The 19,317-nt window shown below is 59.3% G+C and carries 20 protein-coding genes; 8 read left to right on the forward strand and 12 right to left on the reverse strand.

The genetic code is table 11. The features are described 5' to 3' along the window. Positions 1–52: 52 nt before the first annotated feature. Positions 53–1,435: a YjiH family protein gene (locus FVV99_RS15340; RefSeq protein WP_148254968.1), complete on the reverse strand. Its 1,383-nt coding sequence runs from the start codon at positions 1,433–1,435 to the stop codon at positions 53–55. A gap of 43 nt (positions 1,436–1,478) precedes the next feature. Beyond that, positions 1,479–2,429: an agmatinase gene (gene speB, locus FVV99_RS15345; protein ID WP_148254969.1), complete on the reverse strand. Its 951-nt coding sequence runs from the start codon at positions 2,427–2,429 to the stop codon at positions 1,479–1,481. Positions 2,430–2,999: 570 nt separating this feature from the next. Between speB and FVV99_RS15350 the strand changes: the two genes are divergently transcribed. Both FVV99_RS15350 and FVV99_RS15355 read left to right on the forward strand, forming a co-directional pair. Continuing rightward, positions 3,000–4,433, forward strand: a complete 1,434-nt coding sequence (locus tag FVV99_RS15350; RefSeq protein WP_148255000.1) for a sigma-54 interaction domain-containing protein — start codon at positions 3,000–3,002, stop codon at positions 4,431–4,433. Positions 4,434–4,441: 8 nt separating this feature from the next. Then, positions 4,442–4,735: a hypothetical protein gene (locus FVV99_RS15355; RefSeq protein ID WP_236645426.1), complete on the forward strand. Its 294-nt coding sequence runs from the start codon at positions 4,442–4,444 to the stop codon at positions 4,733–4,735. 151 nt (positions 4,736–4,886) lie between these two features. On the opposite strand, the gene FVV99_RS15360 is transcribed toward FVV99_RS15355, so the two are convergent. Continuing rightward, positions 4,887–5,645 carry an SDR family NAD(P)-dependent oxidoreductase gene (locus FVV99_RS15360; protein ID WP_148254970.1) on the reverse strand — a complete coding sequence of 253 codons (759 nt, stop codon included), beginning with the start codon at positions 5,643–5,645 and terminating at the stop codon, positions 4,887–4,889. Between the two features lie 38 nt (positions 5,646–5,683). Further along, on the reverse strand, positions 5,684–6,517 hold the full coding sequence (locus FVV99_RS15365; protein ID WP_148254971.1) for a helix-turn-helix domain-containing protein: 834 nt from the start codon (positions 6,515–6,517) through the stop codon (positions 5,684–5,686). Between the two features lie 228 nt (positions 6,518–6,745). On the opposite strand from FVV99_RS15365, the gene FVV99_RS18840 reads away from it, so the two are divergent. Then, positions 6,746–7,264 carry an RpnC/YadD family protein gene (locus tag FVV99_RS18840; protein WP_236645427.1) on the forward strand — a complete coding sequence of 173 codons (519 nt, stop codon included), beginning with the start codon at positions 6,746–6,748 and terminating at the stop codon, positions 7,262–7,264. A 342-nt stretch (positions 7,265–7,606) separates the two neighbouring features. Further along, positions 7,607–7,765 carry a hypothetical protein gene (locus FVV99_RS18560; RefSeq protein WP_161599014.1) on the forward strand — a complete coding sequence of 53 codons (159 nt, stop codon included), beginning with the start codon at positions 7,607–7,609 and terminating at the stop codon, positions 7,763–7,765. 181 nt (positions 7,766–7,946) lie between these two features. On the opposite strand, the gene FVV99_RS15375 is transcribed toward FVV99_RS18560, so the two are convergent. From FVV99_RS15375 to FVV99_RS15395, 5 genes are read right to left on the reverse strand one after another with little or no spacing between them, the layout of a single operon-like run. Next, entirely contained in the window at positions 7,947–9,209 is a 1,263-nt protein-coding gene (locus FVV99_RS15375; RefSeq protein WP_148254972.1) for a Zn-dependent hydrolase, read from the reverse strand. A gap of 1 nt (position 9,210) precedes the next feature. Then, the gene (argE, locus tag FVV99_RS15380; RefSeq protein ID WP_148254973.1) at positions 9,211–10,398 is read right to left on the reverse strand and encodes an acetylornithine deacetylase; all 1,188 of its coding nucleotides are present in this window, start codon (positions 10,396–10,398) and stop codon (positions 9,211–9,213) included. Positions 10,399–10,445: 47 nt separating this feature from the next. After that, entirely contained in the window at positions 10,446–11,918 is a 1,473-nt protein-coding gene (locus tag FVV99_RS15385) for a tripartite tricarboxylate transporter permease (protein ID WP_148254974.1), read from the reverse strand. A 28-nt stretch (positions 11,919–11,946) separates the two neighbouring features. Beyond that, complete coding sequence (locus FVV99_RS15390; protein WP_201745117.1) at positions 11,947–12,450, reverse strand: tripartite tricarboxylate transporter TctB family protein; 504 nt, start codon at positions 12,448–12,450, stop codon at positions 11,947–11,949. Positions 12,451–12,507: 57 nt separating this feature from the next. Beyond that, a complete protein-coding gene (locus FVV99_RS15395) occupies positions 12,508–13,473 on the reverse strand; it encodes a Bug family tripartite tricarboxylate transporter substrate binding protein (protein WP_148254975.1) in 966 nt (321 codons plus the stop codon). 217 nt (positions 13,474–13,690) lie between these two features. Here FVV99_RS15395 and FVV99_RS15400 point away from each other — a divergent pair, with 217 nt between their 5' ends. The 4 genes from FVV99_RS15400 to FVV99_RS15415 all read left to right on the forward strand — a co-directional run bounded on the left by FVV99_RS15400 (position 13,691) and on the right by FVV99_RS15415 (position 17,696). Further along, entirely contained in the window at positions 13,691–14,605 is a 915-nt protein-coding gene (locus FVV99_RS15400; RefSeq protein ID WP_148254976.1) for a LysR family transcriptional regulator, read from the forward strand. 291 nt (positions 14,606–14,896) lie between these two features. After that, a complete protein-coding gene (dmeF, locus tag FVV99_RS15405) occupies positions 14,897–15,835 on the forward strand; it encodes a CDF family Co(II)/Ni(II) efflux transporter DmeF (protein WP_148254977.1) in 939 nt (312 codons plus the stop codon). A gap of 278 nt (positions 15,836–16,113) precedes the next feature. Then, complete coding sequence (locus tag FVV99_RS15410; protein WP_148254978.1) at positions 16,114–16,449, forward strand: helix-turn-helix transcriptional regulator; 336 nt, start codon at positions 16,114–16,116, stop codon at positions 16,447–16,449. Further along, on the forward strand, positions 16,446–17,696 hold the full coding sequence (locus FVV99_RS15415) for a type II toxin-antitoxin system HipA family toxin (protein ID WP_148254979.1): 1,251 nt from the start codon (positions 16,446–16,448) through the stop codon (positions 17,694–17,696). Before FVV99_RS15410 ends, FVV99_RS15415 begins: the two co-directional genes overlap by 4 nt. Before the next feature lie 48 nt (positions 17,697–17,744). Here FVV99_RS15415 and FVV99_RS15420 read toward each other — a convergent pair whose 3' ends face one another. Genes FVV99_RS15420 through FVV99_RS15430 form a run of 3 tightly spaced genes read right to left on the reverse strand, consistent with a single transcriptional unit; the run spans position 17,745 to position 18,844 of the window. Next, complete coding sequence (locus tag FVV99_RS15420; RefSeq protein ID WP_148254980.1) at positions 17,745–18,194, reverse strand: CNNM metal transporter family protein; 450 nt, start codon at positions 18,192–18,194, stop codon at positions 17,745–17,747. 31 nt (positions 18,195–18,225) lie between these two features. Continuing rightward, positions 18,226–18,579: an ArsR/SmtB family transcription factor gene (locus tag FVV99_RS15425; RefSeq protein WP_148254981.1), complete on the reverse strand. Its 354-nt coding sequence runs from the start codon at positions 18,577–18,579 to the stop codon at positions 18,226–18,228. A 4-nt stretch (positions 18,580–18,583) separates the two neighbouring features. Next, on the reverse strand, positions 18,584–18,844 hold the full coding sequence (locus tag FVV99_RS15430) for a hypothetical protein (protein WP_148254982.1): 261 nt from the start codon (positions 18,842–18,844) through the stop codon (positions 18,584–18,586). Positions 18,845–19,317: the final 473 nt, after the last annotated feature.

A 19,317-nucleotide genomic window follows, 5' to 3' on the forward strand; every position in this document is an offset into this window, starting at 1 on the left:
AACCGCGAGCAACACGCTTCATGGGCTCGCGGTCCGCATCTCGTTGCTGGGATCAAAAGAAGAATAGATGTGCCATGCCGGCGATGATCGGCAGCGTGATGGCAGTGCGTAGCAGGAAGATCACCAGCAGCTCCCAGAGCTTGAGTGGTATCTTGGATTTCAGCAGCAGCGCGCCGATCTCCGACATGTAGATCAACTGAGTCAGGGACAGGCAGGCGATGACGAAGCGGGTCAGTTCGCTTTCGATATTGGATGCCAGTACGGCGGGCAGGAACATGTCAGCGAAACCGACCAGCGTCGCCGGAGCTGCAGCCTCGGCTTCCGGAATTCTCAATAGCTCGAGCACCGGCACCATGGGATAGGACAGCCAGGTGAATAACGGCGTGAACTCGGCGAGTATCAAGGCAATCGTGCCGATCGCAATGACCAGTGGCAGCAGTGCCAGAAAGATATCGGCCACATTGATGAGTGCATGGCGTGCCAGTTGCCGTGGCCCGGGAGCCTTGTCGGCACGCTTCACGGCCTGGGACAAGCTGAAGCGAAACACGCCCATGCCGCTGGTCTCTTTCTCGACCAGTTGGCAACCGACCGGTTCGTAATAGGTGTTCGGTTTGCGCGACAACGGTGGCAGGCGCGGCACGATAACGGCCGCTGTCAGGCCGGCCACCACGACGGTTAGATAAAACGGAACGAATAGGTGGTTGATGCCGATGAAACTCGTCACCAACAACGCGAATGCGATCGACACGATCGAGAAGTTAGTGGCAATGACCGAGGCCTCACGGCGATTGTAGTAACCCCGTTCGTACTGCTGGGTGGTGATCAGGACACCGACGGTGCCGGAGCCCATCCAGGAGGCGGTGGCATCGATGGCACTGCGTCCCGGCAGGTTGAATATGACGCGAAACGGCTTGCGCACCAGGCTGCCGATGAATTCCATGAAGCCGAAGTCGACCAGGAAGGGCAGCAGGAGTGCGGCAAAGAAGAAGAACGTCAGTAGCACCGGAGCCAGATCATTCAGCATGACACCACCGGTAAAGTCGGCGGTCACGACGTCAGGGCCGACCTGGAAATAGGTCATCAGCGCGAACAATGCCCCCAAGCCGCGCATGATGAACCATATCGGAAGGACATCGAACATCTCCTGGAAAACGCCTTCGCGTGCCCATTTCGGTTTCGTGACTTTGACGAGTGTGGTCAACACGACCGACAAGCACAGCACCGCCACGGCAATGGCCGGCAAGGCGTCGCCAAGCATGGCCTGTAGGCCGTCGGCCATCATGCCCATGCCGATATTGATGGTATCGCCGGTGGAGAAGGGGATCAGAAACAGCCCAACCCCGATCGCCGATGGAATCAGGAACTTGAGCAGATTGCGTCGATTGAGCGGCTCATTGGACGTTGTCTCGCCACTCGTGGTGTCCATGGAAGTCATTGAGAGATTCCTCGTGAATTGTTGTATTGACCTCAACAGCTGATCAGTCGCGGTGCGTGACGCCGGGCAGCACGCAAAGCATTTCGTACAGCAGGCTGGCGCCCATGAGTGCCGTATTGCCGCTGGTATCATAGGGAGGCGCCACTTCCACCAGGTCGCCGCCGACGATGTTCAGCCCCTCGGCGCCGCGAACGATTTCCAGGCCCTGTGAGGCGGTCAGACCAGCCATCTCGACAGTGCCGGTGCCTGGAGCTACCGACGGGTCGAGACTATCGATATCGAAGGTGATATAAACCGGGCCATCGCCCATCTGTTCTCGCACTTCCCTCATCAAGGGTTCGAGTGAGCGATACCAGCACTGCTCGGCCGTCACGACGCGGAATCCCTGCTCGCGGCACCAGTCGAAGTCGTCGGCTGCGTATCCCGTGCCACGCAGACCGATCTGAACGACACGACGGCTGTCCAATAGACCCTCCTCCTGGGCACGGCGGATCGGCGTACCGTGAGCGATGGGCTCACCGAACATGTGGTTGTTGATGTCGGCATGAGCGTCGACATGGATGAGTCCGACAGGCCCATGCTTTTTCGCGATGGCGCGCAGAACAGGCAGGGTCAACGTATGTTCGCCACCGAGTGTCAGCGGTGTGCAGTCATGGGCGAGCACCTCATCGTAGTACCGGGTGATGATGTCGATGCTCTTGGGCAGGTGGAAGGTATTGATCGGCACATCGCCGATATCCGCCACTTGCAGGCTATCGAATGGCGCGGCACGGGTGGCCATGTTGTAGGGGCGTAGCATGCGTGATTCATCGCGGATCTGGCGCGGGCCCATACGCGTACCCGGCCGGTTGGATGTACCGATATCCATGGGGATGCCGATGAAAGCCGCATTCAGGCCGGCAGCATCGTCCTGGGTAGGCAGCCGCATCATGGTGGCTGGGCCGCCGAAACGGGGCATCTCGTTACCGCCTAGAGGCTGGTTGAACTCGCTCATTCTCGTCTCCTGGCTGATGGTGGCTATGCAGCGATGTCAGGTGCGCGACGTCCTGCATCGCGGTTGAAACCACTCCTACGAACCCCGTTCTCCGTATGTCCTGTAGGAGCGACTTCAGTCGCGATTGGCGCTCGGCGGCACCCCCGGCAGGGCTTGTTGCCCTGCATCGCGGTTAAAACCACTCCTACGAACCCCGTTCTCCGTATGTCCTGTAGGAGCGACTTCAGTCGCGATTGGCGCTCGGCGGCACCCCCGGCAGGACTTGTTGCCCTGTATCGCGGTTGAAACCACTCCTACGAACCCCTTTCTCCGTATGTCTTGTAGGAGCGACTTCAGTCGCGATTGACGCTCGGCGGCACCCCCGGCAGGGCTTGTTGTCCTGCATTGCGGTTTAGCCGCGCCTATAATCTCAGGCACATTCCGTGCCAATTTTAATTTATTGATTTATAAGGGTGTTGTGGCTGGAAGATACATTTTTGCATCGCTATGGCCGTACAATTGATGCAAAAATAAATTGTTGATGTGATAATGAATCAGGTTAGCGATTACCCCCTGAAATGGGTCAAGCCGATGTCACATATCGACGCCGAAGTCCTCAAGACCATCATCGAAACGGCGCATGACCACTTTTTCGTCGTCGATGGCGATGGGCGTGTCATCGATGTCAGTCCCGGTGCGGTGGCAGTCTATGGCCTGTCTCGCGAGGAGTTATGTCAATCCACGGTGTATGAGTTGGCCGAGCGAGGCGTACTGAAGCCCTCTGTCAGCCTGGAAGTGTTTCGCACCGGGAAACCGGCGCAGTTGATGCAGCAGACCGCAACCGGACGACGCGTGATCGCACAGGCCCATCCGGTCTACGTCAACGGCAGGATCGAACGCGTCGTCAGTCGTTCGATGGATCTGACCGACCTTCAGTGGTTGCAGGACGAATATTCATTATTGCAGCGCCGCTTCAGCGAGCATCTCAAACGTACCAATGCGCACTCGATCGGCGACGACATGGCGCTCGACAGTCTCGATCACAAGCTGCAAGTGCGTAGCCAGTTGATGCGCGAAATCGCCTTGCTGCTCAAACGAGTGGCGCCGACGGATGCCACCGTTCTCATGCTGGGCGAGTCGGGTGTCGGCAAAACGGCCTTTGCCAGGCAACTTCACCGCTGGAGCGAACGCCGCGACGGCCCCTTCATCGATGTCAACTGTGGTGCCATTCCAGACAGTCTGTTCGAGTCCGAAATGTTCGGCTATCAGCCTGGCGCGTTCAGTGGTGCGGCACGACAGGGCAAGGCAGGTATGCTGGAACAGGCTCACAAGGGCACGTTGTTCCTTGACGAAATCGGAGAGCTACCGCTGCCCATGCAGACCAAGTTGCTCAAAGTCATTCAAGATGGCACCTTGACTCGCCTTGGGGATACGCGCTCTCGTCGTGTCGATTTTCGTCTCGTGGTGGCCACCAACCATGATCTGGCCGGTCAGGTCGAACAAGGCGCCTTCCGGCTCGATCTGTACTATCGTCTGAATGTCATACCCGTCACGTTGCCACCACTTCGCGAACGGCGTGAAGACATTCCCGGCCTGGCTGAATTGCAACTCAAGCGTCTCAATGACCGGTATGGTCAGGAAAAGATGCTGCACTCGACGGTCTGGGCGGAATTGATGAGTCACGACTGGCCGGGTAATGTGCGTGAGTTGGAAAACTGGATGGAGCGGGCATGGCTTTCCTCCGCCGGCGACATGATTGGAGGCGATGCCCAAGTGACTCTCGCCAACGGCGCAAATCGCGGTATACTGGGAGAAGACGCACCGTTATCCGCCGAGGCTGCAACGGCCATTGACGGCGGCAAGACACTCAGGCAAGCCATGCAGGCCTATGAGCGCGGTATCCTCGCACGCTTATGCGACCGTGTGCCCAGTACGTATGCCATGGCCGAAACGCTTGGAATCAGCCAGCCCAGTGTGGTGCGTAAACTAGCCAAATACGGTTTATCCGTTTCTCAACGTAAATAACGATCCGAATGCGACAACAGAAATTCTCTAAATCCATGGATGAGCGTGAAAAACTACGCAAGTTCCGTGAACTCGACGACGCGTTTGCCGAAGCACTGAAAGAACTCGACGGTAACGGTCAGAATCATGTCGAACCGGAAGAGGACGCCGCTACGCGGGAAGCTCGCCGTCAGGCGGAAGAGCAAGAGCGTCAGCGGCTGTTCGAAAAGCGACTACAGGATCTGATGGCGGAATACCGTCTGCCTTCGGAGTCGGTGAGTACCTTGATGCGAACCCTGATGGAACTCGGGCGTATCGCATGACACTAGGCACTTGCCAGACAATGCCTAGGCCCCATGACATGCGCGTGATTCGAGACGCAACGATCCACTGTTGGTGAAGTTCCGCGCGACGCATCTTGTGCTTCGGCGTGTCAACTCCCTCCCTGGAGTGGCTCTCACGACGGGCCGAGCGTTAATCACGGTCAACGGCGAATTTCGACCAAGCCTGCCGTGTCGGCATGAGTTCCAGCCGATTGATATTGATGTGCGCCGGTAACGTCGCGACATGAAAAATCTGCTCGGCGACATCCTCGGCTTGCAACGGTGTCGTACCCTGATACAAGGCATCCGAGGCCGCTTTATCCCCGCGTGTACGAACCAATGTGAACTCGGTCTCCGACATGCCTGGTGCGATATCCGTCACGCGGACGCCCGTACCGAGTAAATCGCAGCGCAAGTTGTAGCTGAATTGTTGCACGAACGCTTTGCTGGCGCCGTAGACATGGCCGCCCGGATACGGTGAATCTGCGGCAACCGAACCGATATTGATGATACTAGCCCCTTGGCCCGTCTCGATCAGGATGGGAAGCAGAGCATGAGTGACGTTCACCAGCCCGGTGATATTGGTGTCGATCATGGTATGCCAGTCCGTTAGATCGACATCCTGCGCAGGCTGTGGGGCCAGGGCCAGGCCGGCGTTGTTGACCAGCACTTTCACGCGGCGGAACGGCTCCGGCAATGACGCGATGGCATCGGCGATGCCGTCGGCATCTCTGACATCCAGGGCCAGCGTCAGTATGTCGGTCTGAGCGTCCAGCTCGCGTTGTAACGCCTCGAGTCGCTCCTGGCGCCGGCCTATCAAGATGACCGACCAGCCAGCGGCAGCAAAGCGCCGTGCGGCGGCACGGCCAAAACCTGACGTTGCACCCGTGATCAAGGCAATATCATTCATGATGGCTCTCCTTCAGTGCGTGTTCGAAAGACACGCTATCATATTCGACTGACCGGCACGCGTAGCTCGATCGCTTGCTTGCCATCGTCGCCCGGACGTCCCTGCCGCCAGACGACCGAGGCGGCTTCGCCGCTGGGCGTTTCACCTGACTCGGGGATGGCTTTCAGCACCAGATAGGCAAAGGCATCCTCCATTCGATCGATATCGTCGATGACGAGTCGAGCGACGCGATGGACGCCCAGCTCGTCGTGCCGAAAGGGCAGAGGAGCAGGCCGTTCGGGCGGGTGAGGCAAGCGGTAGCCGAAATCGATGCGCACACGATAGGCCGGCGTGATTCCCGGGTGGTCGTGATAGATCCAGCAAGGTTGAGCATCGGGCGGCGGGGTGGGTGCCTGGTTAGCGTAAACCTGCCAGAGATCGGTAGGTGGGGCGGGTTGATCGTAGCCGTAGTGCCGTACGACCAGCAGTGGTGCCGGTGTCGTGGTCTCCATGGTGACATTGCCGATGTCGCCATCGGGTACGGCCGCATTGACCAATTCAGGCTGCATGGCCTGGAACTGACGCCGAAACTCGCGGGGCGACATCTGAAAATGACCGCGGAACGCCCGGCTCAATACCGGTGAGCTACTGTAGCCGCACTCGATGGCGATATCGGTGACACTGCGTTGGGTGACCCCCAGCAGTAGCGCGGCTCGTTCCAGGCGTAAAGTGTCTCGATATTGACCCGCGGGCACGCCGAAGTGTGCATTGAATTCACGGTTCAGATGAACACTGGAGTAGCCTAGCCGGCTGGCAAGGGCATCCAGTGACGGTGCGGCTTCGATCTGTTGTTGAAGCCAGATTTCTGCTTGCATCAAGTCGTTGAATTGCATGAAAGATAGTCAGACCGTGCTGGGCTTGTAGGGTCAATCAGTCGTCTCTTACATAGTCACATGTTGTGACATAGTCTGCCAGTATGAACCGCATCACGTTAGGGGCGTTCCCCGTGTCGACGCAGCGCTGGCACCCGGTTGTCGTAGCAAGCGACTTCAGTCGCGATGGCGCCGTAAGGCGCCCGGCGTGGCATTTATGGCATTATTATATAAGATGATATTCATTTAATGTGGCGGCTGCCACACCGTCAGGGAGTGACATACAAGCATCCGGGACCATCAAGCCAGGGAGGGCAACGACATGGCCCAGCACGACAACAGCTACATCGGGGGATCGATGAAGCGCTGGAGGTATTGGGGCGTATGGTCGAATGGTTGTATGCTGATGATCAGGGCGACCTGCGCCGCGCCTTCACGGCTTGGTTGAAACGCGTTTGGACGCCACGCCAGGCCCCCGAGGAAGAGTGGCAACCCTTTGAGCGGCTGGAAGAGCTTCAGGAGGTATACGACATGTTGCAGGAACGTACCAGCCAATGGCCGCAACGCTGGAAACAGGAAGGCCTCCATGAAGGAAGGCAGGAAGGGCTTCACGAAGGTCTCCATGAAGGTCGGCGGGAAGGACGTCAGGAAGCATTGCACGAGACGGCACGTAACCTGATGCGTACCACTAACCTGGACGATGCAGCCATTGCGCGCGCGACCGGCCTGTCGATCGAGGAAATCACCTCATTGCGGAACGAAATGTAGGAGCGACTTCAGTCGCGATGGCGCCGTAAGGCGCCCGGCGGTGTCACAAGGCAGGGCTTGCGCCCTGCATCGCGGTTGAAACCGCTCCCACAAACCCCTAACCTCGGCGTTCTATCGGCACAGGTTGTCGTAGGAGCGACTTCAGTCGCGATAGGTGCCGTAGGCGCCCGGTGGTATCACAAGGCAGGGCTCACGCCCTGCATCGCGGTTAAAACCGCTCCTGCAACACCGCCTTCTAGTCAGTTCAGTGTGATGGGGATCCTGTGAGCGGAGTGTCTCGACAGGTGCTGTGACCCCGTGATATGCATCCAGTTCGCTTGCTACAGCCGCGGGGTGACAGTCATGGCCTTCCATAATCCGAATCCGAAAATCCGCGAAATCGAGCAGCGCAATGCCCGGTTGCGCGCCGGACTCTTCGCCAAGCTGTTTGGCGGTGCCTGGCGTGGATGTCGCCGGGCCTTGTCGCGCCTTCGATTCCGGCGGCGTCCACGTCGAGACTGATCCTCTGCGCTTCCCATGCTCCCACGTAGGTACCAACTGTATACCGGGTCCGCAACGCCATTGAAATAGGTGACTGGTTTGGCTATTCAAGGTCTACGTGATTCGTCGTGTATTCGGATAGTTCGGTTCCGCACTCTGTTGCCACAACATTCCACTGGCACCGGTTGTCGTAGGAGCGACTTCAGTCGCGATAGCGTTCCAGGTCGAGGCGTCTCAGGGTCGCGGCGATGACCTGACAGCCGTCAGCGGCTTGTTGCGGTGTCATGGCTTCTTCCGGACAGTGGCTGCGGCCATCTCGGCAGGGGGCGAAGAGCATACCCGTGGGGGTGATATCGGCCATGTAGACTGCGTCATGCCCTGCGCCGCTGGGCATTGACAGGGTCGGCAGCCCCAGGTGGTTGGCCGCTTGCTGAATATGTGCCTGTATGCGGGGCGCGCAATGTGTCGGCAGGCCTTCGCTGAGGGGCGTGCAGTCGATACTCAAGCCACGCTGGGCGGCCCGAGCCGTGGCGTGTTCGGCAATCGGCGTGAAGAAACCTTCCAGCAGAGCCGCATTGTCACTGCGAATTTCCAACACCATCGTTACCGTGTCTGGAATCGCATTGGCGGCATTGGGTAAGACCTCCAGTCGCCCGACTGTCGCCACTAGATAATCGTCCCCTTTGGCTTGTGCTTCGGCGTCGTGCTGGATGCGTTGAATCAAGCTCGCCGCTTCGGCGAGCGCATCGCGCCGTAACGCCATCGGCGAGGTTCCGGCATGGTCGGCTTGTCCCTTGATGACGATATCGTAGCGACGAATGCCCACGATATCGCTCACGACGCCGATCGGCACATCCTGCTGTTCGAGAACCCGCCCCTGTTCGATGTGCAATTCGATAAAGGCCGATAGGTCTCCCGACCGCCGTAATGTGGTACCCAGAGCTTCCGGTATGCCTCCCATTCGGCGAATGGCGTCTCGCAGGGTTTCTCCGCCGGGTTCCCGGAAATCGAGCATGGCGGACGAAAGGGCGCCTGTCATCGCTCGGCTGCCAATGCAGGACACACCATAGTCGCTCGGCTCCTCGGAAAGGAAATCGATTACCTCGACACTATGCGTCAGTGTAACGCCGGCCTCGCGAAGACTCTGAACCGCCTCGAGGCCGGCCAGCACGCCCAGGGTACCGTCGTAACGTCCGCCACCGACAACCGTATCGATATGGCTGCCGACTGCGATGGGGGCCAGGTCGGGCTGGCTACCCGGTAGTGTCCCGATCAGGTTGGCGGCATCGTCCAGGCGTGTCGTGAGTCCGGCTTGCTCCATCTCCCGACGCAGCCAGGCACGCGCCTCCAGATAGCGATCGGAGAATGCTCGCCGTGTCCAGGGGCGGTCCGGATCCGTGAATGTCGCCAACCGTTCCAGGCGATGCCAGAGGCGCTCGCTGTCGATCGTTACCGGTCGATGCATGTCAGTGCCTCATCCAGTTGTTGAGCGTATCGAAGAAGGTCAGGCATTGGCTCAATTGATCGATTTCGATGAATTCATCCGTCTTGTGCGCCTGGCGGATCGAGCCGGGCCCGATAATGAGTGAAGGGATGCCACCTTCGATTTCGAATACGCCGCCTTCGGAACCATAGGACACCTTGCCGCCCCGGTCGGGCAGAATCGGTTCGATCCGCTTGAAGATATCGGTGTCGCTGGCATCGCCCATCGCCGGGTAGGAAAACAGCTCCCGCCATTCGATACCGGCCTTGTCGGATTGCCGTTGCATCTCAGGGAGCAGCGCCTGTTCCACGTCGGCTATCAGAGCCTGCATGTCCGCTTCAGCGGATGCCTGATCGATGCTGCGCAGTTCAAATGTGAATCGGCAGGTGTCGGGAGTGACATTGGTAGCGATGCCGCCTTCCACCAGGGTGGTGAGTGCGGTCGAGTGGGGAACGGTGAAATCGTGGTCGAAGGGGCCTTCTCGCTCATATCGTCGCGATCGCTGAGACACCATCTCGATGATGCGTGAGGCATACTCCACGGCATTGACGTGCTGGGGGGCAAAGGATGAGTGCCCACCGTCTCCATGGACCGTCACGGTCATGGCCACTTTGCCTTTCTGGCCGGTCACCAGTTGCATCTCGCTGGGTTCCCCGATGATTGCCAGAGCAGGGGGTGTATCGAGTGCGGCTAGATAGCGAGCGATCGCCGGTGCGCCCTGACACCCCACTTCCTCATCGTGCGAGAAACAGAAATAGAACGGCCGTGATAGCTGCCCCTGGGAGAAGGATGGAACCGCGGCAAGCACACACGCCAGAAATCCCTTCATGTCGCACGTGCCCCGCCCGAATAGCCGGCTACCGCGTTGCTCCATCGAGAACGGTGCGCTGGCCCAGCTGGCTGGCCTGGCGGGCACCACATCGGTATGCCCCGAGAGTACGATCCCAGGGATATCCTTGGGGCCTAGCCGTGCTACGAGATTGGCTTTGTTACCGCTGGCGTCGGGGAGTACCGTCGTTTCACAACCCCACTGGGTCAGGAAGGTCTCGATATGCGAGATAATCTCAAGATTGGAGTAGGCACTGGTCGTATCGAAGCCGATCAGGTCGCTCAGATGAGCCATGGCCGCTTCGAGTTGGCTATGTCCATGTCGGGTGACTTCTGCTTGCATGTCTCGGTTCCTTGTCGCATCACGTCTTGGGTCGGTGTCTTTGGTGTTCATGCGCTGGCCTTCTTCAGCTGGCGACGAATCGTGACAGCGACCACGAAAACCGCCAGTGCCGCGAACAGCCAGGTGATCGGCGATGACACGAGGATGCTTGGGTCGCCACGAGAAATGGCGAGGGCGCGGCGTAAGTTCTCTTCCAGCATCGGGCCGAGAATGAATGCGATCAGAAACGGGGCTGCCGGAATCGCGAAAAGAAACATGAGGAAACCGAACACACCCATCGCGAGTAGCACGATCACGTCGTACATGCTGTTGGCGATCGCAAAGATACCGAACAAGCACAGGATCAAGACGATGGGGGCCATCAGCCCGGGAGGGATGCGAGAAATATGGGTGAAGAAACGCATCGTCGCCTTACCGGCACCGAAGAGCATGATCGAGGAAAACAGCATGCCGATGAACAGCATGTAGACTTCATTGAGGTTCTCTTCGAAGAGCATTGGACCGGGCGTCAGCCCATGGATCATGAACGCGCCCAACATCACACCGGTTATCACGTCGCCCGGAATGCCCAATGCCAGCAGCGGGATCATCGTGGAACCACAACAGCCATTGTTGGCCGATTCCGACGCGGCGATTCCCTCGATTTCCCCTTTGCCGAAGTTGGCGTGGTTCTTCGACGTGCGTTGGGCTTCACCATAGGAAGAAAATGCCGCTGCCGAGGGGCCGATACCCGGGATGGCGCCCATCACGACTCCGATCAAGCTACCCTTGAACAGTGACTTCAAGGAACGGCGAAGTTCGGCCCGAGTGACGCGATTGTCGCCAAGCTCAAGGGCGGTCTTGGCACCCGCATGCCGGAACACGACAAGTTTCAACAGCTCCGGGATGGCGAACAATCCAATGAGTACCGGGGCGACCGAAAGCCCATCTCGCATCTCGACGGTCATGTCGAAGCGAAACGAGCCGTACATATCCTCGCCGACGGTTGCCAGCAGCAGCCCCAGGCAAGCGGCAACCAGCCCCAGCAGCAGGGAACGCCCGGAAACCCCGGCCACGGTGGTCAGCGCGAACACCATCAGCATGAAGTATTCCGGCGGGCCGATGCGCAGTGCCAGCATGGCGAGTGGAGCCGCAATGAAAATCAGTGAGATATTGGAGATGAAGTCGCCAGTGCACGATGAGTAGAGGGCCATGTTCAGCGCCTTGCCTGCTTTACCCTGGCGAGCCAGCGGATAGCCGTCCAGAGTCGTGCAGGCCGCAGAGGCCGTGCCCGGCGTCTTGATCAGAATGGCGGATACCGAACCGCCATACGTGGAACCTTTATACAACGCCACGAGCAGCAGAATGCTGGGAATCGGTTCCATATAGAACGTGAAAGGCAGGGCCAGAGTGACCGCCATGGTCCCCGTCATGCCCGGGATAGCCCCGATGATCACACCGCCCCAGATACCCGCGGCCATGATCAGAAAATTCTCTACCGTCGCGACTGCCTGGAAAGCAGTCAACAAGTCATTGAGCATGGTGATGTTTCCTGAAATGCGTGCGGCGTTACAACCCTAAGATCGTTGCCAGGCTGCCGGCGGGAAAGCGTGTGTTGAGCGCACTGGAGAAGAACAGATAGAGCACCAGAGGCAGGATCAGCGCAACGAGTACCACCGTTCCCTTGCGTTGCCACTGCCCGGTGAGCAACAGCATAGCGAATAGCAACGCGATGCTCGCTACGATGAAACCGACAAAGTGAACCGCAACGATGAAGCCCGCGAATGCCAGTACCGCATAGACAAAGCGCAGCACCAGCGTGCCGAGTGGGGTGCCATCGCGAATGGCGCCGGCGTCTTCCGGGTCGGTATCGGCCTGGGGCTTGCGCGACAACGATAATGCCGCCAGCAACAAGCCAAGCCCCATACCGAGAATCGAAATGGCGCGCGGCCACATGTCCGGCGGTGGCGCAAAGCCCGGAATGAAGTTAGGGCGGGGCACATAGACAGGGATCAGCACGAACAATACGATGCCGAAGAATGCCGTGACAGTGATACCGCGAACCAAGCCCATGAGCCCCTCCTGTTACCGTTGGGCGTCAACGTCAACCGTGGATGAATACCCGTTGGCTTACTGCAAGTAGCCGAACTTTTCCGCCAACTCCCGATAGAAGTTGTACTGCTCCTCGGCATAAGTGGTCATATCCACGTCACCAATGGTCGAGATCGAACCACGGTCTTCCGCGCGGCTCAGCCAGGTTTCGCTATCGGCGACCTGATCCAGCACCTCATCCCAGGTATCGACGACCGCTTCTGGCAGATCGGGGGGGCCGTACAGCGCGCTCCAACCGATGACCTGGCCGGCCAGTTCATAGCCTTGCTCTTCGGCCGTCGGTACCTCAGGCAACGCCTCCATACGCTCGGGGGAGTAGACCATCAGCGGGCGCATATCACCGCTCTCGATGTGCGGCATGAGCGAAGCTGCAGAAATCGCCAGGAAGTCGACGTGCCCACCGAGTAGCGCGCTTGCCAGTGCGCCACCGCCCTTGTACGGCACCAGGGTCGCAGCCGACAGAGGGTCCATACCGGCATCCGACAGCAGCGTCTGAACGGTGAAACCGTCGATCGCTGTCGCCCCGGATGCGGCATAACTCAACTCGCCGGGGTTGTTCTCGATACCTTCCAGCAGCTCTTCCGCGCTCTCGTAGGGCGAATCTTCAGCCACGGCCAGGATCATGGGCGTGGCTTCCAGCGACCCCAGGAAGGTGTACTCATCCCAATCGACACTCGGGTCGTTGGTAACGGCCGGTAGCAGTGCCATACCTACACGGGCCAGCAGCAGGGTATGTCCATCCGGGTCGGCCGTGGAGACCTTCCGCGCTCCCGTCATGCCACCCGACCCCGGCGTGTTGGCAACGGTCATCGGCTCGTCCAGGAAGTTGCCGGCCGCCTCGGTCAGCGCGCGTCCCGCCAGGTCAGAGGCACCACCCGGGCCATAGGGCACCACGAGGGTGATCGACTCGGAAGGGTAATCCTGGGCTTGCGCTGCGCAGGTAACCAGCAGGGTGGCTGCGGCAAGGCTTAGCGCTCGTTTCATGATCATCTCCTTGGAGTTGTTTTGCATCGGCTCGCAACGGATGTCTGCCGATCGAGCGATTCCAGTATAGGTACTATGAATTTCATTGCAAGAAATTGTTTTAGTATTCATTATTGTTCTAGTGAGGCTGTCGTCTTGCAAGCTGAAACCGTCACCGCACTTGTGAAGACCGCCACGGCCTGTATCTTGGCGGCCATCGACATGGGGAGAGGCAGAAATGAAGTTCAGAGAGATCGAAGCGTTTGACGCCTTCATGAAGCACGGCACGACCAAGGCCGCAGCGGAAGTGCTCGCCATCAGTCAATCGATGGTCAGTCGGCTACTGAGTGGACTGGAAGAGGAACTGGGCTTCACGCTCTTCAAGCGCAAGAAAAACCAACTGGCACCGACCGAAGAAGCCTTTATCTACCACGCCTCGGTGCAACGGCTGATGGCCAGCATTCGCGATACCCAGAAGGATGCCGAAGCGATTTCCAACAACCAGCTCGGCAATGTCGTCGTCGCCGCTCAACCGATCTTCTGTGACACTTTCCTGCTCGATGTCATCAAACGCTTCAAGGAACAGCACCCCAATGTCGGTGTCAGGGTGATCGACGCGGGTCTGCAGGAACTGCTCAAGATGATCGACAACAACACCTGCGATCTCGCGCTGGGCATTACGCTGGAAGCCGATACCTACGGCGCCAGTGTTACCCGCCTGGGCCGATGCGCTGCACGCTGCATCATGCATCGCGACCACCCGCTGGCCAAGGAAACCGAGGTCCCGATTTCTAGCCTGCAGAACCAGACATTCGTTGAGTTGATGGCCGACAGCCCCCTGCGCGCCCGGGTCGACTACATCATGCAAACGATTGATATCAAAAGGAACATAACCGCCGAGTTACGGAATATGAGAGGCGTCTGTGCACTGGTCGACCGTGGACTCGGCATCGCCGTGATCGACCCCATCGCCGAACTCCTGCTGCAAGGCACCTCCGTCGTCTCCAAACCCCTCGACCCAACCATCGAATGGGAAATCGCCTTGCTCACCTCCAAGCACCGCCCTCTCAGCAACGTCGCCAACGCCTTCAGTACTGAAATTCACCGTGAAATCGACAACCTCCGACAACTCGGCATCCTCAACGCACTCTAGGCGCGCCTTGGCCTGCATCGCGGTTGAAACCGCACCTACAACCCCATCATCACGGCATTCTATCGGCACAGGTTGTCGTAGGAGCGACTTCAGTCGCGATGGCGCCGTAGGCGCCCGGCGGTGGCATGGGGCAGGGCTTCGCCGCCCTGCATCGCGGTTGAAACCGCTCCTACAACCCCATTCCACCGGCACCGGTTGTCGTAGGAGCGACTTCAGTCGCGATTAGGCGCCTTGCGGCCCGGCTTGTTATGCTTCCAGAACCGGCATTGCCAATACTCATGAGGCCGCACCATGCATGCGCGCGACATCGATCTCTGGAAGCATGACCACACCTTCAATCAGGATCAGAAACGCGCCGGCGAACGCCGCACCATGCTCGTGGTTCTGTTGACCCTCGTGACCATGGTCGTCGAGATCATGGCGGGAGTGGTCTATGGCTCCATGGCCCTGCTCGCCGATGGCCTGCATATGGGGTCACACGCCACTGCGCTAGGCATTGCCGTCTTCGCCTACGCTTACGCGCGTCGCCACGCAGCCGATCGGCGTTTCAGTTTCGGTACCGGCAAGGTCAATGCCCTGGGTGGTTTCACCGGCGCCATACTGTTGGTGGGTTTCGCCCTGTACATGGGGGCCGAAAGCATCAACCGCCTCTTCAACCCCGTGACGATCGCTTTCGATAAAGCCATTCTGGTCGCCGTGATTGGCTTGGGCGTGAATGGTCTCTCCGCCTGGATCCTCGGCGGTGGTGAGCATCACCATCATGGCCATGACAGTCGGGAGCACGCTCATGCCGACCGTGACCACAACCGTCGCTCCGCCTATTTACACGTGATGGCCGATGCGGTGACCTCGCTACTGGCCATCGTCGCCTTGTTGACGGCCAAATATCTGGGCTGGAACTGGATGGACCCGGTCATGGGCATCGTCGGCATGGTCCTGATCACGCGCTGGTCGTGGGGCTTGTTGAACGACACCTCTCGCGTTCTTCTGGACCGCCAGGTGACCACGCTCGATGCCAGTATCCGCCAAGCCATCGAGGAAGGTACGCACGATCGCATCAGCGATCTGCACGTCTGGTCCATCGGGCCGGGCATTTACGCCGGTATCGTGGCTCTCGTGTCGGACGACCCTCAATCTCCCGACATCTACCGCAAGAAAATACAGCACCGGCTTCCCGAACTCGTACACACCACGCTCGAAATCGAGTCCTGTCCGCACTCTCACCAGTAACCTACGGCAGGGCTAGCGCCCTGCATCGCGGTTGAAACCGCTCCCCCATACCCCGGCATTCTATTGCCACAGGTTGTCGTAGCAGCGACGTCAGTCGCGATGGCGCTCTCTGGGGCTACTTTGGGAATCGGTTTTGTTATCTCAATGGCACTTTATGGCATGTTGAGTTATTCTGAGGTCACATTACGCAATAGCGTTATCTGATCAGCGCATGTTCGGCTCAGGCTTGTACCCTCAGCCGAACATTACACAATTCAAGGTTTTGTCGAGATAACATAATGGCGGATAAAACCCTGGTGCCCATGGCTGTGAAGCGCGAGTTACGAAAGCTTGGCTCGCGTATCAAGCAGGCCCGTCTTGCGCGCAATCTGACAATGCAGTTGGTGGCTGAGCGAGCAATGACGACACGGCAGACGGTCAGCCGGATCGAGGCTGGTGACCCAAGCGTTTCATTCGGGACGGTGCTAGCAGTGCTGAATGCACTGGGGCTGCTATCATCCGTCGATGGCGTCGCCGACCCCAAGGAGGATGTCGTTGCACAACAGTTGCAACGCGAGAGTCATGAAAAGAGGCGGGCCCGGCCGCGTGATCCGGCCAGCTCGACACGAACATGACTACACCTCGTATCGAAGTGTTCATGGACTGGCTGGGCGGTCCTCAGATTCTGGGGCGCTTACGCAGAATTCCTAGCCGTCATGCCGAACTCATCTCTTTCGAATACGCCCAGGAATGGCTGGATCATCCCGAACGGTTCGAAATCGATCCAGCGCTGCCGCTGACGAAGGGCGAGTTCTATCCCGACGTTGGCATGATTCATGGTGCACTCCTGGATAGCGCACCTGACCGTTGGGGCAAGGACCTCATGCGACGTCGCGAACGTCGTCTTGCGGAAACAGAAGGGCGCACGCCGCGCGCGCTTCAGGAACTCGACTTGCTGCTCGGTGTCGCGGACATCTCCCGTCTTGGCGCACTGCGATTCAGGGAGGAAGGCACTGAGCCTTTCGTTGCATCGACACGGTCAGGTGTGCCAGGGCTGGTCGAGCTGGGGCGGCTGATGGCTGCTTCGGATCGAATCCAGCAAGACGAGTTCGACGATGAGGATTTGCAACTCATCTTCGCGCCGGGATCGTCTCTCGGTGGCGCCCGACCCAAGGCCAGCGTGATCGACAATAACGGTCAACTGTCGATTGCCAAGTTTCCCAAGAACGATGACGAGTACGACCTGGAGCGTTGGGAATCGATTGCTCTGGAGCTCGCCAATCGGGCGGGAATCGATACGGCGGCTTTCAACCTCGTGACGGTCGGTAATCGACATGTGCTACTTTCCCGCCGATTCGATCGGCAGCAGACACATCGGCTGCCTTTCATCTCGGCCATGGCCTTGACCGGACATCGTGACGGCGATCGCGATTGCAGTTACCTCGAGCTTGCGGAGATGATCAGCGCACGGGGGGCCCACCCTGTACGCGACCGGCAGGAACTCTTCCGGCGAATTGCTTTCTCGATCCTGATATCGAATGTCGATGACCATCTGCGCAACCATGGTTTTATCCGCGAAGGACAAGGGTGGAGCCTAGCGCCGGCCTACGATCTGAATCCCGTTCCGCCGCATCTCAAACCACCGATTCTAAGCACCGCCATCGACCTCGACGATCGAACGGCAGATATCGGCCTCTTGCTGAGCACGGCGGAAGAATATGGCCTTCAAGAACGACGGGCGAGGAGCATCATCCGCGAGGTGGCGGAAGCCACGGTAGACTGGCAAGAGGTAGCGAAACGCTCAGGCGCGCGCAATGCTGAGATCACACTCATGACCGGTGCGTTCGAGCATGACCGGCTAGATCGTGCCCTGTCACTGTAGCAGCGACGTCAGTCGCGATGGCGCCGCCGACCTTCGTTGAATAATGTGTCATGATCCGCCGCGCCTGCCGCAATACCGATCCAGCCCCCACAGCAGCAGGCCGAACAGCAGGTGCGGCAGGGCCGACGCCGGAATCAACTGGGGGCCGATCGCCAGACCGGCGAGTCCCCAGCCGATCACGGGGAAGAACACCACCAGGATCACGACCCAGAGCACGGCGGCCAATCCCAGTGCGGTCGGCAGGGTCTTGCGCGGGAAATAGCGTACGAACACCACCGACCAGAAGGTCACATAGACCGTATGGAAAAGCAGGCCAACCGGCATCGGCAGGCTTCGTCCCAGCAGGGTCTCGGCGAAAGCCAGGGAAGGGGGCTTCGGGAAGGGCGATACGCCGGCCTTCAACAAGGCCACCATGACGATAGCGGTGAGCACCGACACCGCGATCCCGATGCCGATCGCCCTTGGCCAGGAAGGTTTGGCTGAGGCTGTCTGGATCATCTTGGGCTCCCTCTTGATGAATGGCGGTGGGTCACTGGTCGCGAAGCGTGGGACAGCGTGGCCCGCAGCGTTCCTCGGTCTCGCTGCAGCAGGCACCGACCAAGTGATCCGTCAACGCCAGCAGGGCATCGAACACCGCGCGGTAGTAGACGAACTGGCCCTCTCGCTGCGATTCGACCAAACCGGCGGTGGCCAGCTTCTGCAGATGGAAAGTCAGCGCATTCGGTGCCACGTCGAGGTGCTCACCGAGCCTGCCTGCCGCCATGCCGGCAGGACCGGCCGCCGCCAACTGTCGAATCGCCGCCAGGCGGATGGGATGGGCGAGAGCGGTCAGCTTTCTCGCGACGATGTCGTCGCTATCCTGATGTCTACCACTGTGTGCCATGGAGTCATGCCCTCGGTTCGCGTTGTGATGGGTCTGCATGTCTCGACGTGGCGCGACGGCGCAAGTAAAGGTAACCGCCGGTCGCGCCGAGAGCCGCGATGCCGAGCCCGATCTGGCCCGCCAGCGCCAGGCCGATTCCACCTGCAGCGAAGAACGCGACCAGGGGCGGAATGACCAACGGGGCGCAGCAGACTGCGCAGGCCGTGAACAGCATGCCACCCGTCGCGACGGCTTTGCCGGTGGTTCGGGGTGATGTCTTGCTCATGATGTTGTCCTCTCGGATTCGGGCACTAAGTCGGCGAGCGCGGCTTTCTGGTGACGCATCGTCATCGTAGATAGTTATTTCAATAATAGATGAATTGTTGATTTCATGAAATCATGAATTGAATGTTCTACAACCCCCTATCCCCGACATTCCATCGGCACAGGTTGTCGTAGCAGCGACTTCAGTCGCGATGGCGCCGTAGGCGCCCGGTAGTGTCACAGAGCAGGGCTCACGCCCTGCATCGCGGTTGAAACCGCTCCTACAACCCCTTCATCACGGCATTCCACCGGCACTGGTTGTGGTAGGAGCGACTTCAGTCGCGATGGCGCCTCGGGCGCCCGGCGGTGGCACAGGGCAGGGCTCACGCCCTGCATCGCGGTTGAAACCGCTTATATGGACCCGTCCCGTTGTGCAAGCCCGAATCGCCATGGCCGGGGTGAGACTGCACGCTTATATCCGGCCTGTTAGCGGCA

The organism is Aidingimonas lacisalsi, assembly GCF_008079445.1.
In the GTDB taxonomy this organism is placed as follows: Bacteria; Pseudomonadota; Gammaproteobacteria; order Pseudomonadales; family Halomonadaceae; genus Aidingimonas; species Aidingimonas lacisalsi.

Coding starts and splice junctions, on each gene's coding strand:
- FVV99_RS15395 (WP_148254975.1), bottom strand. CDS start 13,473: ATGAAACGAGCGCTAAGCCTTGCCGCAGCCACCCTGCTGGTTACCTGC.
- FVV99_RS15420 (WP_148254980.1), bottom strand. CDS start 18,194: ATGATCCAGACAGCCTCAGCCAAACCTTCCTGGCCAAGGGCGATCGGC.
- FVV99_RS15350 (WP_148255000.1), top strand. CDS start 3,000: ATGTCACATATCGACGCCGAAGTCCTCAAGACCATCATCGAAACGGCG.
- FVV99_RS15425 (WP_148254981.1), bottom strand. CDS start 18,579: ATGGCACACAGTGGTAGACATCAGGATAGCGACGACATCGTCGCGAGA.
- FVV99_RS18560 (WP_161599014.1), top strand. CDS start 7,607: ATGGCCTTCCATAATCCGAATCCGAAAATCCGCGAAATCGAGCAGCGC.
- FVV99_RS15340 (WP_148254968.1), bottom strand. CDS start 1,435: ATGACTTCCATGGACACCACGAGTGGCGAGACAACGTCCAATGAGCCG.
- FVV99_RS15360 (WP_148254970.1), bottom strand. CDS start 5,645: ATGAATGATATTGCCTTGATCACGGGTGCAACGTCAGGTTTTGGCCGT.
- FVV99_RS15415 (WP_148254979.1), top strand. CDS start 16,446: ATGACTACACCTCGTATCGAAGTGTTCATGGACTGGCTGGGCGGTCCT.
- FVV99_RS15385 (WP_148254974.1), bottom strand. CDS start 11,918: ATGCTCAATGACTTGTTGACTGCTTTCCAGGCAGTCGCGACGGTAGAG.
- FVV99_RS15430 (WP_148254982.1), bottom strand. CDS start 18,844: ATGAGCAAGACATCACCCCGAACCACCGGCAAAGCCGTCGCGACGGGT.
- dmeF (WP_148254977.1), top strand. CDS start 14,897: ATGCATGCGCGCGACATCGATCTCTGGAAGCATGACCACACCTTCAAT.
- speB (WP_148254969.1), bottom strand. CDS start 2,429: ATGAGCGAGTTCAACCAGCCTCTAGGCGGTAACGAGATGCCCCGTTTC.
- FVV99_RS15355 (WP_236645426.1), top strand. CDS start 4,442: ATGCGACAACAGAAATTCTCTAAATCCATGGATGAGCGTGAAAAACTA.
- argE (WP_148254973.1), bottom strand. CDS start 10,398: ATGCAAGCAGAAGTCACCCGACATGGACATAGCCAACTCGAAGCGGCC.
- FVV99_RS18840 (WP_236645427.1), top strand. CDS start 6,746: ATGTGGCGGCTGCCACACCGTCAGGGAGTGACATACAAGCATCCGGGA.
- FVV99_RS15390 (WP_201745117.1), bottom strand. CDS start 12,450: ATGGGCTTGGTTCGCGGTATCACTGTCACGGCATTCTTCGGCATCGTA.
- FVV99_RS15375 (WP_148254972.1), bottom strand. CDS start 9,209: ATGCATCGACCGGTAACGATCGACAGCGAGCGCCTCTGGCATCGCCTG.
- FVV99_RS15400 (WP_148254976.1), top strand. CDS start 13,691: ATGAAGTTCAGAGAGATCGAAGCGTTTGACGCCTTCATGAAGCACGGC.
- FVV99_RS15410 (WP_148254978.1), top strand. CDS start 16,114: ATGGCGGATAAAACCCTGGTGCCCATGGCTGTGAAGCGCGAGTTACGA.
- FVV99_RS15365 (WP_148254971.1), bottom strand. CDS start 6,517: ATGCAATTCAACGACTTGATGCAAGCAGAAATCTGGCTTCAACAACAG.